The organism is Flavobacterium sp. N3904 (assembly GCF_025947305.1).
Taxonomy (GTDB): Bacteria; Bacteroidota; Bacteroidia; order Flavobacteriales; family Flavobacteriaceae; genus Flavobacterium.
This window is the reverse complement of sequence record NZ_CP110009.1, coordinates 2,697,444-2,712,651: the sequence shown is the minus strand read 5'-3', so window position 1 is coordinate 2,712,651 and position 15,208 is coordinate 2,697,444. Positions and strand designations below refer to the sequence as shown.

Below are 15,208 nucleotides of genomic sequence, written 5' to 3'. Positions count from 1 at the left end.
GCTTTTAAATTAATAATCCTAAAACAAAAAAACATGGAAACACCAGAAAACCAAAACCCAACTCCAACTCCTTTTTTTCAATCCAATACTGCCAAAATGATAATGGTTGGAATATTAACCCTGATTTTGCTTATTCCGCTGGAATTTGTCAAAAGTTTGATATTTGAACGCTCCAATCGTCAGGAAGAAGTCATCTCCGAAATCAACGATAAATGGGGCGAAAGCGTCTTTTTTTACGGCCCGATATTGAAAGTGCCTTACACTACTTTTGATGAAACACTGTCGATCAACCAAAAAACAAATGAAACAGTAAAACAACGAAAAGCCATTACCAAATATGCCTATTTCTTTCCTGAAGATTTGAAAGCCAAATCGAATGTTATGACCAAAGTGCTCAATCGAAACAATTATGAATCGGTGGTATACAGTTCCAAAATGAATTTTGCCGGTAATTATATTCAGCCCGATTTTAGCAGCAAAAACATTCCGACCGAAAATATTCAGTGGAATAAAGCCTCTATTTTGATAAAAACCACCAACCTAAAAAGCATCAAAGACGAAGTAAAAATTAATCTTGGTAGTAATAAATTTACTTTCGAACCCGTTTACAGCACAAACTCAAACGATACTACCCAAGCCTTGGAAACCGGTTATATCGATTTGAAAACTATTTTAAAAACAGACAAAACCAACTTTAATTTTGACATTACCTACAACGGAAGCAAGCAGATAAAAATGGTTCCAATTGGCAAAACTACTCTAATGAGTATGCAGTCTAATTGGAGTTCGCCGAGTTTTACCGGTAACTTTCTTCCCGACGACAAAACCAAAAAAATCGACAATAATGGTTTTGTGGCCAACTGGAAAATTCTTCACATCAACAGAGCTTTTTCGCAACAATTCTTTGAAAATTTACCCGATTTGGGCGTTTATGCTTTTGGAGTCGATTTTGTAATTCCGGTAAACCAATACCAACAAAACGAAAGAGCAGCCAAATATGGTTTTCTGGTAATCGGCCTGACGTTTTTGATTTTTTTCCTAATCCAATCCATCAGCAAAATCAGAATACATATTTTCCAGTATTCGATGATTGGACTGGCTCTTATTCTATTTTACACATTGCTTATTTCGATAACTGAACACAGCAGTTTTATGAAAGCTTACTTAATCGCTGCCATAGCTGTCATCGCTTTAATCTCGCTCTACTCCGTTTCGATCTTAAAGGGCAACAAATTCCCCCTGTTTATCGCCGCATCGCTAACAGGACTGTATGCTTTTATCTATGTCATTATTCAATTGGAAAACTACGCATTATTGGTAGGAAGTATCGGTTTGTTTGGAATACTTGCAGCCGTAATGTACTTCTCGAGAAAGATTGATTGGAATAAATAAAGTAGAATAATTAGGAGCTATTCCTGCTATTCGCATGTATCTTTTGCCTTCTAAAAAGGAGACAAAAAGGTATCAGGACAAGGCTTCATAAATGCAATCGCATTTTTGATTTATTCTGCATTAATCTGAAGAAATTTTAAAAAAATAAAATCCACAAAATAACAAATCGTTACTTTGTGGATTCTGTTTTGTGAATTAAAAAATTTAAAAGTGTACTCTGGAAAAAGTTGACGAGAAATTGAAACTGATAATTTCAATTCAGCACCAATTTATTTGTGGTTTTGTATCTTTGAAAGTCTTTTACTTATGGCAGAAGAAAAAAGTTGATGTAAAAGTAAAATTCCTGCAACGATTCCAATTTCTAATAATAAATACATATCGATTTTATTTTATGTTAAACTTTATAATTTTATAGTGGTTTTTGACTCTAAAATAATCTCTATTTTTTAGAAATCGCTTATCTTCAAATACTTATAACTAATCAAATTTAAAATAAAAGTAAGATGAAGACCAAATATTATCGATGAAATACATCTAAAAAGCTAAAAATAATTAATAAATCTCACAAAAAAAGCACACTTGCATTGAAAAACTGAAGGATTATTTCATCAGATTTCATAGTAATCAAAAATTAAAAAATAATATAGAGCTAGATTGCTAAAATGTTAATTGGATGTTTTTATGTGATATCCCTTCTTGAAGGTTTTAGATTTTAGACAGCCCATTTTATATTTGTATTTTCTTTTGTTTTTGCCCGAATACTGAAAACTGCAAACTGATTCGTCTCAATAAGTCAAAAAGTTTAGTATTTTTGAAGATTGAAAACAAAATGATGAAAAAATTTATAATTCTGATAATGGCTTTTGCCATTGGGATTGCTTTGTATGAGCAGGTAAGTGCCGAAAAAAACGTTTATGTAATGGTGATTGCCATAGTCGTTTTTATGATGGGAATGATGCAGCTGAGTAGCAGGACTCCAAGTAAAAATCAAGATAACGAAGAAGACGATGTTTAACAAAGGAGATAAAGTTTCAGTATTGGACGAAGCAGTGGATGGTGTGGTTTTGTCTGTAAAAGACAAAGTGGTGACTATTGAAACTGTAGATGGTTTTGTGATGAATTTTGCTGCCAATGAACTCATTAAAATTGGTGATTCAGGCAACTTGATGGATGGAATTAAAGGCATTAACATTAACGAAATCAACAAAGAAAAGGAAATTCCAAAACCAAGAAGTTTTGTCAAAGAGAAAAAAGACAAGAATGAATTTGTAGCTCCAGAGTTTGATTTGCATATTGAAAAACTGGTACCCAATAAACGTGGAATGTCCAATTATGATATTTTGACTTTACAGTCGGAAACGGCCAAACGCCATATTGAATTTGCAATTCGCAATAGAATTCCGAAGATTGTTTTTATTCACGGTGTGGGAGAAGGCGTATTGAAATCGGAATTGGACTTTTTATTGGGACGTTATGATAACATCGTTTTCCAGGATGCCAATTATCAAAAATATGGAGCTGGTGCTACGGAGGTTTATTTCAAACAGAATAAGTAAACTCACTTAGAACCATAAAAAAAACGTCAATGTGCAATAATAGCCATTGACGTTTTTTCTTTCAATATATTTAATTATTTTATGGTTATAAGCTCCCCATATTTATAATTGTCTCCCAGTAGAAAACTACTATTTCCTTTTAGGAGTGTCACATTTTTAAGAACAATAGTGTGTGTAAAACTATTTGCGGTTAATGTTGTTGTTGTTACCTCAATCGTTCCTCCTACTTTTCCTAACCATTCTTGACTTACTGAGGGTAAAACTGGAACGGTAGCGTTACAAAAATAGCTTTTGGTTACCACACCATTTGTAAACAAACGATAGGCTAGTTTATTTACTGTCGCTCCTATTACTCCAATTCTTGGTTTGTTTGGGAGTGTAACTTCATTGGCAATAAGTAGAGGATCAATAATTAAAGTAAAGGATTCACTTGGGCTAAAATCATAGACTTCGTTGCTGTTGTCACACTTACTCAGTATTCCATTAAATGCAAATGGCAAAGGAACCGCCTTAACCAAATAATCACCATATGAAAATGTTTCATAAAACTGAGTCGTACCGTCTCCTTTATCAAAAGTGATGTTCTTGAAAACTATATTATTATTATATCCTGTAATGGTCGTACTATTGTTTGTTGCATCGGATGTTGATTGCTGTGTGACCGTAATTTGAATTTTACCGGAGGTCGCATTCCATTGGCTGTTTACAGATGGCGTGGGCGGTTTTATTACGTCACATATATTGGCAGTAACGACTTTTCCGTTATAAAAAGTGTATACTACCTGGTTGGTAGAATTAATATCTAAACTTATAGGATCACCAACATCAGTTGGGTTGTTGCTAAAAGTAGTTGATGGAATATTGAGAATCAATGATTCTTGATCATTCAGTTTATAAAGTAAATCATTAGTCGTGCAACTTTGTGTAGGTACATCAGTAAAATCAATATTTTCTACAATTAAATTACCATCATCACAACTGTTTAAAGCCAATGCACAAACTACTATTCCTAGAAATTGTTTCATTATTTATTATTTTAAACAAAAATAGAATTTTTAATTTGTTTCTTAAAGTTTAAGGAACAAAAACACATTTTTTAACATCAAATTGGGTCTCAATTCCTATTAGCTACTTAAAACGCCTCGCTTCAATTTAATAAAAAATGATTGTATTCTAAAAATTCAATGGAGGCAGAATTCCTTATCTTTGCCGTAATTTACTTTTTCTGAATGAAAAAATACAACTATTATATTGCTGCCTTTTTGGCTTTTTTTATCTGGGGCTTTTTTAGTCTGGCTTTGAAACCTATTTCCAATTATCCTTCTTTGGATATTTTATTCTATCGGGTATTTTTTAGTGTGGTTGCCATGACTTTTATTAATCTATTGTTTAGACAAAATGCCATCCGAAAAAACTGGACAGATTTTAAAACAATGCCAAAACAACGAAGAAAAAGCATCACCGTTTTAACCTTGGTTGGTAGTTTGATTTTGGCCTCCAATTGGTTTATTTTTATCTTTGTGGTCAATCATGTTAGTGTAAAAGCGGGTTCGCTGGCCTACTTGATTTGCCCAATCCTGACCACCGTTTTTGCCTATTTTTTATTACACGAAAAATTAAGCAAATGGCAGTGGGTGGCAGTTACTATTAGTGCTTTTAGCTGTGTTTTATTATCACTGAATCATTTTCATGATATTTTTTTTAGTCTAGTTATTGCCTCAACGTATGCTTTGTATTTGGTAAGCCAACGCAAGAATAGCGAAATTGATAAATTCCTAGTTTTGAACATACAATTGTTATTTATAGCCTTAATTATTTTGCCTTTTTACCCAAAATATAGTGGTGTAATTCCATCAGAACCATTATTTTATATTTGCCTGTTTTGTATCGTATTCTTTTTTACAATTATACCTTTATTCCTAAATTTGTATGCCTTAAAAGGAATCAACTCTTCTACGGTGGGAATTTTGATGTACATCAACCCTATTATCAATTTTTGCTTGGCTATTTTTCATTTTAAAGAAGAAGTAACAGTAGTGCAAATGATTGCTTATTCCTTAATTTTAATGTCGATTCTTATTTTTAATGAGAAAGTTATTTTATCCAATAAAAATAAAAAACTCAAAGTAGTTGAGGATTCAAATTCTATTTAAAACCATGAAAAAAGTATATTTCGATAACGCTTCTACAACTCCAATCCATCCCGAAGTAATTTTGGAAATGACCAAAGTCATGACCGAGGATTATGGCAATCCATCCTCTACCCATAGTTTAGGACGCTCTGCCAAAAACATACTGGAACTTTCTAGAAAATCAATTGCCAAACAAATAAATGCTACTGCACAAGAAATTATTTTTACTTCTTGTGGAACCGAAGCCAACAATTGGATTCTACAATCTGCAGTAAAAGATTTGAAAGTAGAACGAATTATTACCAGCAAAATAGAGCATCATGCCGTATTGTATACTGCTCAAGCTTTGCAGTATGAATATGGAATTCAAGTTGATTTTGTGAAAGTAAAACCAAATGGAGAAATAGATTTGACTCATTTGGTTGAATTATTATCCGATGAAAAAAAGACTTTGGTTTCCTTAATGCATGTCAATAACGAAACCGGAACCATTTTGGATTTGGAAAAAGTGAGTCAAATTTGTCAAGAGCATAATACCTTATTCCATTCAGATACCGTGCAATCTATTGGAAAGACTGCTATTGATTTGCAAAAATTACCTATTGATTTTATCGTAGCGAGTGCACATAAATTTCATGGGCCAAAGGGTGTTGGCTTTGCTTTTGTTCGAAAAAATTCCGGATTGCAACCCTTGTTTTTTGGAGGAGAACAAGAAAAAGGACAACGTCCGGGAACCGAAGCTGTACATCAAATTGCGGGAATGGCAAAAGCCCTGGAACTTTCTATTAACAATTTGGAAGCAGACAGAAATCACATTTCGGTAGTAAAAAGCTATTTAGTTGAACGATTAAGCCTTGATTTTCCTGGTTTTAAAATTAACGGAGAAAATACTTTTTACAATTTACTCAATGTTATTTTGCCTTTTGACGAAAGTAAAACATCCATGCTTTTATTCAATTTGGATATGAAGGGAATTGCAATTGCTAGAGGAAGCGCCTGTCAATCGGGAAGTATCAGACCCTCACATGTTTTGGCAGAAATGCTATCCGAAAGTGATTTGAAAAAACCTAGCCTTCGTATTTCATTTAGTCATTTCAACACCAAAGAAGAAGTTGATTTATTAATTGAAGCTTTAAAAAGCATTTAAATTTATAATACAAAAAAAAGAAAACTCAAAGATGCAGAGACTCAAATAGAGAAAACTTTTAGTCATAGCACCTTTGAGATCATGAATAAATTTTAAACTACTTCACTGGTATTACTACTTCATCAAAAATATTTTTACCGTCTGCATCTTCACCTTTATAAAATTTAAAAGTATACGGTTCTTTATTGACTACCAAAAAATTAAAAGAAACAGCAATCGAGTCTGAAACTAAAGTTTTACAAGTTGGATCTTCTACAATCAAATTGTCAATAGCAATTGTTCTCGTACTGAAATCTTTGTCAAAATAAATACCTGTATATTTATAACAAGTTGAAGGTCTAAGGTATTTCATTTTAATTTCATAGGTTTTACCTAATTCAAATGTGTCTGGCACCTGATAAGTTGCAACAGGAAGCGTCTCATAATGATAATTGTAACCGTCATCAGAGCTACAAGCAGTTATACCTATAATAACTAATAGGACTAAAGCAATTTTTTTCATATTCTTTTTTTAAATGATTAATAATTAAACGTTTTACAAAATTCATGCCACTTTAAATCTGGTATATTTGTATTTTAAAGGTTGCTTCAAAAAAAATTAACTGAAGTTTATAGTAATAAGATTACTTGGATAAAATTTACCTTTGAATAATTCGATTTTCGAATTAAAGATTAAATAAACATATTTTTTATAAAATTGAACATTACAATTTGAAAGCAGGAAAATTATCTTTAAATTTGAGATGACTGTTTCCAACCACAAATTTGTTTTCAGAATGGGATATACCTCAACACTCAAATCTGTCTATTTTAAATTTTACCTCATTTTTTCTTTTTTGTTGTCATCATTTATCTGCTCAGCCCAAGTTACAAAAGAAAGCAAATGGGAAATGCTGAAGGACACCTTAGACGGCAAACTTGATTTAAGCAATTACATCATAAAAGCCCACGGATTTGTCCCAATTCCTATACTCATAACACAACCTGCTTTGGGTGGTTTTGGAGGTGCAATTGCCCCTGTCTTTATTACACCCAAAAAAAGACCCGAAGGCTATAAAGGCTACATTCCTCCAGACATCACGGGTGGTTTTGCAATGTATACCGCAAACAAAAGTTGGGGAACCGATTTATTTAGAATGGGTAGTTTTCCAAGTCTTGGCCTAAAATATAAAATTGCTACTGGATACAATAACATTAATATCGATTATTACCATCAATTTGAAGTTGTTGGTGAAGAAAAATTGGAATTTAATATTAAAGCAGTACCAATTTTTCTTTCTGTTTCAAAAAAAATAAATAAAGAGAATGTATATTTGGGCATGCAGTATTTATATTCAAAAAATATCCTTAAGCCAGATTTCAAAGAAGATTTACCGGATTACATTACTGCAAAAGATTTAAATAGCAAAGTTGGGTCTTTGGGAATGTTCTTAGACTATGACACTAGAAACACCATCTTTACGCCAGATAAAGGTTATAAAGTAAATTTACTTTTTAGCGTTGATGACAATTGGACTGGAAGCGATTATAAATACGAGCGATTGCATGGATACATCAATTGGTTTATCCCAATAAAGTCAAATTGGATAAGTGGTTTACACTTTGATGCGCAACAAGCTTTTGGAGAAACTCCTTTTTATCTTTTGCCGGATATTGATATGCAAGGAATCCCTACGGCACGTTATCAAGGAGAAACGACACTGGTGCTTGAAACTGAACAACGTTTTGATCTAAGCTTTCGCTGGAGTATTGTAGGTTTTGGAGGAATTGGAAAAGCAATTAGCAAAACTCAAAATTTTAATTCTGGAACAACAGTTTATAATTACGGAACCGGTTTTCGATATTATCTGGCCAGAGCTTTCGGATTAAGAACCGGTATTGATATTGCAAAAGGCCCGGACAGTTGGGGCTATTATGTGGTTTTTGGCCAAAGTTGGAATCGTTGATTTTTTAATTAATTTTTTAGCGCTTTCTTTTTCTCTTTTTCTTGTTGTTTGAAGTATCCTCGAAACAAAAAATTACTTTTTAGAGCTTCTAAATCTTCGTTTAATTTTATACTGGCCTGATTTATATTCGTCATTGTAGAATCTATTTTCTTTACCAGTTTTGGGTCATTCGACAAATAATTTATAGCTCCTTTTCCATTTTTCATATTCAAAATAGTTCCGTTTAAATTGGTTACTACTTTGTTAATTTCATTACTTGAATTGTCTAAATTAACAATTATTTTTTTTAATTTATTGGCTACAGCCGTATCTTTAAGGACTCCAATTACACTATTTTTATCATTTAACGATACGACAATTTTATTCAAATTATCAACAGTTGTAGCCGTTCCTTGGGTTGTCATTTTGAGATATTGCATCGTTTGTTTCAAATCTGAAGCCATAAGAGTGTCGTTGACCAAAGTACCTACAGTTCCTTTTCCTTTCGTTATTTCTTTGGTTATTTTAAGTAAATCGGCTGTAAGTAAAGCAGCATTTTTATTGGTCACACTCAAAGTACTCAACAGTTCATCAGTTCGAATACGTCCTAACGATTGAATGACATCTCCAGGCTGGATTTGCGGTTGATTTCCTTTGCCTGGAATGATATTGATGACCATGCTTCCTACCAATCCATCAGAACCAATAGTTGCAACAGCATTTTTTTTGATATGCGGAAAAATAGATTTATCGATAATCAAATCTACATTTATGGTAGAATCATTAATCATTTCGATGCCTCGAACGGTACCAACATTTATACCCGAATACCGAACGTTATTTCCCAATTGCAGACCATTAACATTATTAAAAACAGCTGTTATATGATCGGTTTTTCCAAACATTTTTTGCTTGTTGCCAATAAAATAAACCACCAATACGAAGAGTATCCCCCCTATGATTACAAAAAGAGCCAATTTGATTTTTTCTGAAGCTGTTTTTTCCATTTTTTTTATATTAGTTTCTAAGATACTAAGTTCCTAAGTATCTAAAAGTTAATAATTGCTTCCAAATGCTAAATTAATTTAGTCGTATTTACGAACTTATAAAGCTATTTTTTTTAATATTATCAACACTATTTTTCTTTGATCCAAATTCTTGACTCTCAGTAACTTTTAAACTCTTAAACCTTAAACTTTAAACCTTTAAACTTATTTAAAGAAAGCTTGTACTTTTGGATCTTTAGAAATTGATAAACTTTCAAAAGTTCCTTCAGCATAATTTATTCCATCAATTAATAAAATCATTCGATTGGATATCATTCTAGCACAATCCACATCGTGTGTTATAATTATAGACGAAGTGTTGTATTTTTTTTGAATAGACTTCATCAACAATAGAATTTCTTTGGATGTAATAGGATCCAATCCTGTTGTGGGTTCGTCATACAAGATAATTTTTGGTAATAAAATTAAAGTTCTTGCCAAAGCAATTCTTCGTTTCATTCCGCCCGAAAGCTCATTGGGCATTAAATCTATAGTATTGGCAAGGCCAACACTTTCTAACGCCTCCATAACTAATGGGGTGGTATCTTTTATATATCCAAATTTTTTGGTGTGTCTTCGCAAAGGAAATTCCAGATTTTCGCGTACTGACATCGAATCATAGAGAGCACTACCTTGAAATAGAAAACCCACTTCGGTTCGAAGTTCGTCTAGTGCTTCTCTGGAAAGGGCGAGAATATTTTTTCCCATTACTTCTATACTCCCGCTATCGGGCTGATCCAATCCAATCAAGCATTTTATCATTACCGATTTACCTGAACCCGATTTGCCCATAATGACCAAATTCTCTCCTTCATTCAACTCCATATTAAACCCATTCAAAACATGATTTTCACCATAGCTTTTTTTCAAATCTTTAATTATAATAATTGGATTTGTTGCAGTCGAATTTGGTTGGAAAGTATCAGACATCATAAAAAATATTAGAAACAAAAACAGCTATAAAATCTATTATAAAAAGCAACATCGATGAAAACACTACTGCTGAGTTTGCGGCAAGCCCTACTCCTGCAGTTCCTTTGTTACAATAATATCCTTTAAAACATCCGACCAAGCCTATGGCAAAACCAAAAAAGAATGTTTTTATGGTTGAAGGTATAACATCAAAAAATTCAAGATGATTAAAAACCTGTGTTAAATACAGCAAAAGGGATACATCTCCTTTTAGATTTTCGACCAAAAACGAACCCAAAAGGGCTACTGCATCACCAAAAAAAACTAAAACGGGAAGCATTAAAGTGGTGGCTAATATTCGAGTAACAACCAAATATTTAAAAGGGTTTGTACCAGAAACTTCCATCGCGTCGATTTGTTCTGTAACACGCATTGAACCCAATTCGGCTCCAATTCCAGAACCTATTCGACCCGCACAAATTAACGCTGTAATAATAGGCCCAATTTCTCTAATGATAGAGACACTCACCATGGCAGGAATCCAGGAAACAGCACCAAATTGCTGCAAAGTGGGTCTAGACTGCAAAGTAAAAACCAATCCTATAATAAAACCCGTGACCCCTACTAGCAGTAAAGATCGGTTTCCCATATTATAACACTGTCTGAGAAATTCTTTAAATTCTAAAGGAGGTTTGAAAACTTCTTTAAAAAAACGGCCTGCAAAATAGGACAATTCGCCAATTTCTAGAAGAAAAGCTTTGAATAATTCTATAATTCTATAAATACTATCCATGCAGTTTATAAATTAATTTCTACTACTAATGACACTCGCACTTTACAAATATTCCATTAAGTTTCTTTGTAATATTAGTTCCAAAATAAATCTTATGAGGAATCTAACTTTCATATAATCGAAGTCTGTTTTGAGTTGCAATCAAATCTTTTTTCAAATGTTCAATTTTCTGTAAAAGATTAAAAACAACATCAATTCCTTCCGGATTCACTTCCAATTCGTGGTGTATTCGAATCATTCTTTCCAAATTATGCATTTGATTTTCGTGAATATAAGGAGATTCTTCCATAATTTCAATTTCAATTAATCCTAAATCATTAAGATGAGTAAAGAAAGAAAGCTCTATTTGATAATGAGAGCTAACTGCTTTTAAAAGTATTAAGTTATCGGTTCTCATATCGTTCTAAGCTTAGCAAGTTCAATGAATAGTCCTTTTTCTTTTTCAGTAAGATTTGTGGGGATTACAATTTGATAGGAAATGTATAAATCTCCAAATTCGCCTTCTTTTTTATAAATAGGAAAGCCTTTTCCTTTTAGTTTGACTTTGGTTCCATTTTGAGTTCCCGGTTTTACGGTTAATTTTACTTTCCCGTCAAAAGTGTTGGCGGTAATTTCTCCTCCCAAAATGGCTGTATATAAATTTAAATCAACGGTTGTGTATAAATTGTTTTTGTCCAATTTAAAATTAGTATGATTTTCTATTGTAAAAGTAAGGTACAAATCCCCTTTAGAACCACCATTTGCTCCTTCACCACCTTGACCAGAAATCTTTATAACTTGACCATTTTCAACGCCGGCAGGAATGGTCAAACGTATGTTTTTTCCATTGATTGTAAGCGTACGTTTGTGAGTAGTATAAACATCTTTTAAGTCCAAGTGCAATTCGGCATTAAAATCCTGTCCTTTAAAAGCGGCTGTTCGACCTCTTCCTCTTGAAGCACCTCCTCCAAACATGGACTCGAAAAAATCTGAATAATCTCCTCCTCCAGAAAAGCCTCCAAAACCGCCTTGCTGACCGCCACTGTTTTGATATTGCTGTTGCTGTTGTCGTGCTTTTTCATATTCCTCGCCATGTTGCCAATTTTCTCCATACTGATCATATTTTTTACGATTCTCAGGATGGCTCAAAACTTCATTGGCTTCATTGAGTTCCTTAAATTTTCTTTCAGCTTCTTTATCGTTTGGATTTAAATCAGGATGGTACTTGCGCGCTAATTTTCGGTATGCCTTTTTTATATCGGCTTCCGTTGCGCTTTTATCAATTTCTAATACCTTGTAATAATCTATAAATGCCATACTATACTAATTTAAATGTAGAACTACTTTAAACCAAAAAAATTAAATTTAGCCTTTATAAAATAAAGAATATTTTACACTCAAATTTAAGCAATTTTGCGGATTAAATCATCATAAATTACTTGAATACAGAAAATTATACAAAACAAAATAAGTCTAAATAAATACTTTTAAGAGACTCGATAATTAAGAAAAAGCAAAGCCAATCAAATTCGAAATTTGAATGGTAAATTATTTTATTTTCCCTAACTTATTATAAAATGGGTTGAAAATTTGAATATAAATTTTAAAAAACACGCAGCCAACAGTTAATAACAGCAACAGAGCCGCTTTTCTCTTAATCACACTTTCGATATTGATCACTTTGGCCAAAAATTTAGACAAAAATCCAACTAAAAAAACAATCAATGTTAGTCCAATAAAACTATAAGAAACATCAAATTGATACAAAGGAGCAGTATTATTCCAATGGATAATCAATACATACAAAATATAAATTAGGACCAAAACACCTATACCCAAAACAGAATAACTAAAAGGTTTCGACATTCGAACAATCTTAAAAGGAACAAAACTACTTACTTTCAATTGATTAACAAGTTTTTTTTCTTTTTCTGGAAGCGTACAACTTTCAGCTACTTTTAAAAAATTCCAGTTTTCTCTTTTTAAATTTAGCGAAGTGTTTTCATGCATCATTTGTTGGTAACCACTATACATTAATGCATAAGCCTCAAGATCATTGAAAGAATCCAAATCGGTTCTTACTTCACTAAGTCCTTTTTGGATTTTCTTCATAATACCATACTTCAAAAGTGAATTTTCATCTTCAACCTCCTTATCGTATAGAATGCTTCGATTTACATCTGTACAATTTAACCAACTTACAGGAAGTTGTGCCAATCCATTTTTCAAATGTACAATTGTAAGTTTATTGAGAATTGAAGTGTATTTACGCGATTTTAAATCCAACAATTGAATTTCCCGTAATCGCTCTTGCAAAATAGAATCAACTCGAAAAAACAAAGAAACCGAACTTCCTGTATTTTTTGCGTCATCGGGCATTTGGGCACTTCCATCACTTACAATAATTTCATTGCATTCTTGCTCCAAAATAGAAGCAATCCCCTGATTGTCGTGCACACCGCCATCAATCAATTCTAAATCAATATTTTTATACAAATTTTTAAGTACCAAAGGCTGAAACAAAACGGGAACGCAAGAAGAAGCGGCAACGGCATATCCCAATCTGAATTTTTTATATTCCTCTGGAGCGTTTTCATAGTACATCCTTCTTAAGCGGGGTTTTACATCAAAATCATCCGAAATATAAGTTGGTGGTTCTCCCATCCACGAAGCTGTAAATTGCCAGTTATGTCCCGTATTTACTGCGGTTGCATTTAGAATTAACTGCGGAATTTTATTTTTCCTTTCCCAGTTGTCATTGCTTAATTTAAAATTTTCGGTACCAAAAGGAGTAATAAATAAATCATTCATGCAAATAGTATCCTGTTTGCATAATTTTAAATCTTTTGCAATGAGTGGTTTATAGAAAAACTCTTCGTACAATTCCCCCAATCGATTGGAACGGGAATAGGAATCTCCCATCCACATTTTTATATTCTTGGAAAAATTGGTCAACAAACGCATCCGAATGTTTTTTTGAACGGCTTCCAAAAACTCTGTTTCAATTTCTTTTATTATTTTAATGTAATCTTCTTGAATAATATCCTTATCCGACTTACTTTCGAATAATTGTTTGATTTTTAGATAATAAAATGTGCCTATGATTGACCCTCCAGAAACACACGAAATGACTTCAATATCTTTTAATTTTCCTTTTTCGGCCAATGCTGCCAAAACTCCTATATGAAATAAAGCCGCTCTAAAACCCCCTCCAGAAAGTCCCAATCCAAATTTGTTTTGTGCTTTTTGCTTTACGGAATTTGCACCCTCTTTTTGGTCAAATTGAATATTTAAAGCTCTCAAACATTCATTTTGAGCTTCATCTAAGATTTCGCTCTTATGAAAAGGATCTTTGTTTGTAGATATTTGATTTTTTTCTTTTTTTTGGTAATCGGCCAAATTATAAATTTGTTTACTAAAGGATTTTATTTTCCAATTCTCTGCTTTATCTTCGGTATAAAGTTTAATGAAATGAAGGGCTTTTTTATACATTCGCAAGCCGAAGAAAGCTTCTGCTAAAGCTGCGTATAATTTTTCTTTGGCATCAATTCCATCATAAAAAATGACTTGTTCAGCATCGATTAAATAAGCTTCTACAATTTCTCTCCTTGTAGCTTGAGCCGTTTCAAATCGCTCTAGGGTTTCGCTGGTAATTTCAGAAGTTTCTGAGAGACGTTCTAAGTTTTCAATTACAATTAGTTCATTGAGATGAGCATAATTTACGGCAGTATTGACACAATCGGTTTCGGTTTGGATGGATTTATGCATTTTGTTTTTCCAAATCAAATAGCCTTTTTTGTAATAAGCTCGAGACTGCAATAAATTGTGAAACTGATGATCAAACTTCCATTTGTTTTTATAGATTTCACCTGCAATACCAAGTGTCCTAGAATTCTTGGTGTGTTCTAAATCACAAAAAGATTTAAGTATGTTGATGGCTTTATCAAATTTAAAGTACGAAGACAAAGTCGAATCTTTGTAGACGTTATCAGCTAAATCTTGATATTTAGACAATTTTATTTCAGTTCCCTCTGCTTCATTGTCTGCAATTTTTTTCATCAAAACTTCAGCTGCATAGCCATATTGCTCATATTGAGTAAGATTTTCATACAATTCATCAATGTTAATTGTATTTGAAATATCTTCTCCCCTCAAATAATTTTTGGCCAATTCGATTGCCAACTTTTTACCTTCCATAATAAAATATTAAATACTGATTTTCAAATACTTCAAAAAAAATCAACCTTTATCGTGAGAAACATTTTATAAATTTAACAAAATAATAAAATAAATAGTGCTAGTAGACAAAAACAGTTCTTAAAATTA

At 32.5% G+C, this 15,208-nt stretch carries 14 protein-coding genes; 6 read left to right on the top strand and 8 right to left on the bottom strand.

Going from position 1 to position 15,208, the window contains the following annotated elements:
• Positions 1-33 precede the first annotated feature (33 nt).
• The 3 genes from creD to OLM57_RS11500 all read left to right on the top strand — a co-directional run bounded on the left by creD (position 34) and on the right by OLM57_RS11500 (position 2,948).
• Positions 34-1,392: a cell envelope integrity protein CreD gene (gene creD / locus OLM57_RS11510; RefSeq protein ID WP_264563839.1), complete on the top strand. Its 1,359-nt coding sequence runs from the start codon at positions 34-36 to the stop codon at positions 1,390-1,392.
• Positions 1,393-2,224: 832 nt separating this feature from the next.
• Positions 2,225-2,407, top strand: a complete 183-nt coding sequence (locus OLM57_RS11505) for a hypothetical protein (RefSeq protein ID WP_264563838.1) — start codon at positions 2,225-2,227, stop codon at positions 2,405-2,407.
• Positions 2,400-2,948, top strand: coding sequence for a Smr/MutS family protein (locus OLM57_RS11500; RefSeq protein ID WP_264563837.1), 549 nt, complete (start codon positions 2,400-2,402; stop codon positions 2,946-2,948). Before OLM57_RS11505 ends, OLM57_RS11500 begins: the two co-directional genes overlap by 8 nt.
• Before the next feature lie 74 nt (positions 2,949-3,022).
• Here OLM57_RS11500 and OLM57_RS11495 read toward each other — a convergent pair whose 3' ends face one another.
• Positions 3,023-3,973, bottom strand: coding sequence for a hypothetical protein (locus OLM57_RS11495; RefSeq protein WP_264563836.1), 951 nt, complete (start codon positions 3,971-3,973; stop codon positions 3,023-3,025).
• Between the two features lie 204 nt (positions 3,974-4,177).
• On the opposite strand from OLM57_RS11495, the gene OLM57_RS11490 reads away from it, so the two are divergent.
• Positions 4,178-5,101, top strand: a complete 924-nt coding sequence (locus OLM57_RS11490) for an EamA family transporter (protein ID WP_264563835.1) — start codon at positions 4,178-4,180, stop codon at positions 5,099-5,101.
• Between the two features lie 4 nt (positions 5,102-5,105).
• Positions 5,106-6,227, top strand: a complete 1,122-nt coding sequence (locus tag OLM57_RS11485) for a cysteine desulfurase family protein (RefSeq protein WP_264563834.1) — start codon at positions 5,106-5,108, stop codon at positions 6,225-6,227.
• Between the two features lie 97 nt (positions 6,228-6,324).
• Here OLM57_RS11485 and OLM57_RS11480 read toward each other — a convergent pair whose 3' ends face one another.
• Complete coding sequence (locus OLM57_RS11480) at positions 6,325-6,729, bottom strand: hypothetical protein (RefSeq protein WP_264563833.1); 405 nt, start codon at positions 6,727-6,729, stop codon at positions 6,325-6,327.
• A 274-nt stretch (positions 6,730-7,003) separates the two neighbouring features.
• Between OLM57_RS11480 and OLM57_RS11475 the strand changes: the two genes are divergently transcribed.
• On the top strand, positions 7,004-8,173 hold the full coding sequence (locus OLM57_RS11475) for a glyceraldehyde-3-phosphate dehydrogenase (RefSeq protein WP_264563832.1): 1,170 nt from the start codon (positions 7,004-7,006) through the stop codon (positions 8,171-8,173).
• 8 nt (positions 8,174-8,181) lie between these two features.
• Here OLM57_RS11475 and OLM57_RS11470 read toward each other — a convergent pair whose 3' ends face one another.
• The 6 genes from OLM57_RS11470 to OLM57_RS11445 form a co-directional block, all read right to left on the bottom strand.
• Entirely contained in the window at positions 8,182-9,159 is a 978-nt protein-coding gene (locus tag OLM57_RS11470) for an MlaD family protein (RefSeq protein WP_264563831.1), read from the bottom strand.
• A gap of 204 nt (positions 9,160-9,363) precedes the next feature.
• Positions 9,364-10,128 (bottom strand): ABC transporter ATP-binding protein, encoded by a 765-nt coding sequence (locus tag OLM57_RS11465; protein WP_264563830.1) that lies wholly within the window; start codon positions 10,126-10,128, stop codon positions 9,364-9,366.
• Complete coding sequence (locus OLM57_RS11460; protein WP_264563829.1) at positions 10,121-10,903, bottom strand: MlaE family ABC transporter permease; 783 nt, start codon at positions 10,901-10,903, stop codon at positions 10,121-10,123. Before OLM57_RS11460 ends, OLM57_RS11465 begins: the two co-directional genes overlap by 8 nt.
• Before the next feature lie 103 nt (positions 10,904-11,006).
• A complete protein-coding gene (locus OLM57_RS11455) occupies positions 11,007-11,300 on the bottom strand; it encodes a chaperone modulator CbpM (protein WP_264563828.1) in 294 nt (97 codons plus the stop codon).
• On the bottom strand, positions 11,297-12,199 hold the full coding sequence (locus tag OLM57_RS11450; RefSeq protein ID WP_264563827.1) for a J domain-containing protein: 903 nt from the start codon (positions 12,197-12,199) through the stop codon (positions 11,297-11,299). The genes OLM57_RS11455 and OLM57_RS11450 overlap by 4 nt, the downstream gene beginning before the upstream one ends.
• Before the next feature lie 231 nt (positions 12,200-12,430).
• A complete protein-coding gene (locus OLM57_RS11445; protein WP_264563826.1) occupies positions 12,431-15,079 on the bottom strand; it encodes a patatin-like phospholipase family protein in 2,649 nt (882 codons plus the stop codon).
• Positions 15,080-15,208: the final 129 nt, after the last annotated feature.

What these genes read in the sequence shown, in the direction of transcription:
- OLM57_RS11450 (WP_264563827.1), bottom strand. Translation starts at nt 12,199, where the DNA reads ATGGCATTTATAGATTATTACAAGGTATTAGAAATTGATAAAAGCGCA.
- OLM57_RS11460 (WP_264563829.1), bottom strand. Translation starts at nt 10,903, where the DNA reads ATGGATAGTATTTATAGAATTATAGAATTATTCAAAGCTTTTCTTCTA.
- OLM57_RS11500 (WP_264563837.1), top strand. Translation starts at nt 2,400, where the DNA reads ATGTTTAACAAAGGAGATAAAGTTTCAGTATTGGACGAAGCAGTGGAT.
- OLM57_RS11490 (WP_264563835.1), top strand. Translation starts at nt 4,178, where the DNA reads ATGAAAAAATACAACTATTATATTGCTGCCTTTTTGGCTTTTTTTATC.
- OLM57_RS11505 (WP_264563838.1), top strand. Translation starts at nt 2,225, where the DNA reads ATGAAAAAATTTATAATTCTGATAATGGCTTTTGCCATTGGGATTGCT.
- OLM57_RS11475 (WP_264563832.1), top strand. Translation starts at nt 7,004, where the DNA reads ATGGGATATACCTCAACACTCAAATCTGTCTATTTTAAATTTTACCTC.
- OLM57_RS11445 (WP_264563826.1), bottom strand. Translation starts at nt 15,079, where the DNA reads ATGGAAGGTAAAAAGTTGGCAATCGAATTGGCCAAAAATTATTTGAGG.
- OLM57_RS11470 (WP_264563831.1), bottom strand. Translation starts at nt 9,159, where the DNA reads ATGGAAAAAACAGCTTCAGAAAAAATCAAATTGGCTCTTTTTGTAATC.
- OLM57_RS11480 (WP_264563833.1), bottom strand. Translation starts at nt 6,729, where the DNA reads ATGAAAAAAATTGCTTTAGTCCTATTAGTTATTATAGGTATAACTGCT.
- OLM57_RS11465 (WP_264563830.1), bottom strand. Translation starts at nt 10,128, where the DNA reads ATGTCTGATACTTTCCAACCAAATTCGACTGCAACAAATCCAATTATT.
- OLM57_RS11485 (WP_264563834.1), top strand. Translation starts at nt 5,106, where the DNA reads ATGAAAAAAGTATATTTCGATAACGCTTCTACAACTCCAATCCATCCC.
- OLM57_RS11495 (WP_264563836.1), bottom strand. Translation starts at nt 3,973, where the DNA reads ATGAAACAATTTCTAGGAATAGTAGTTTGTGCATTGGCTTTAAACAGT.
- OLM57_RS11455 (WP_264563828.1), bottom strand. Translation starts at nt 11,300, where the DNA reads ATGAGAACCGATAACTTAATACTTTTAAAAGCAGTTAGCTCTCATTAT.
- creD (WP_264563839.1), top strand. Translation starts at nt 34, where the DNA reads ATGGAAACACCAGAAAACCAAAACCCAACTCCAACTCCTTTTTTTCAA.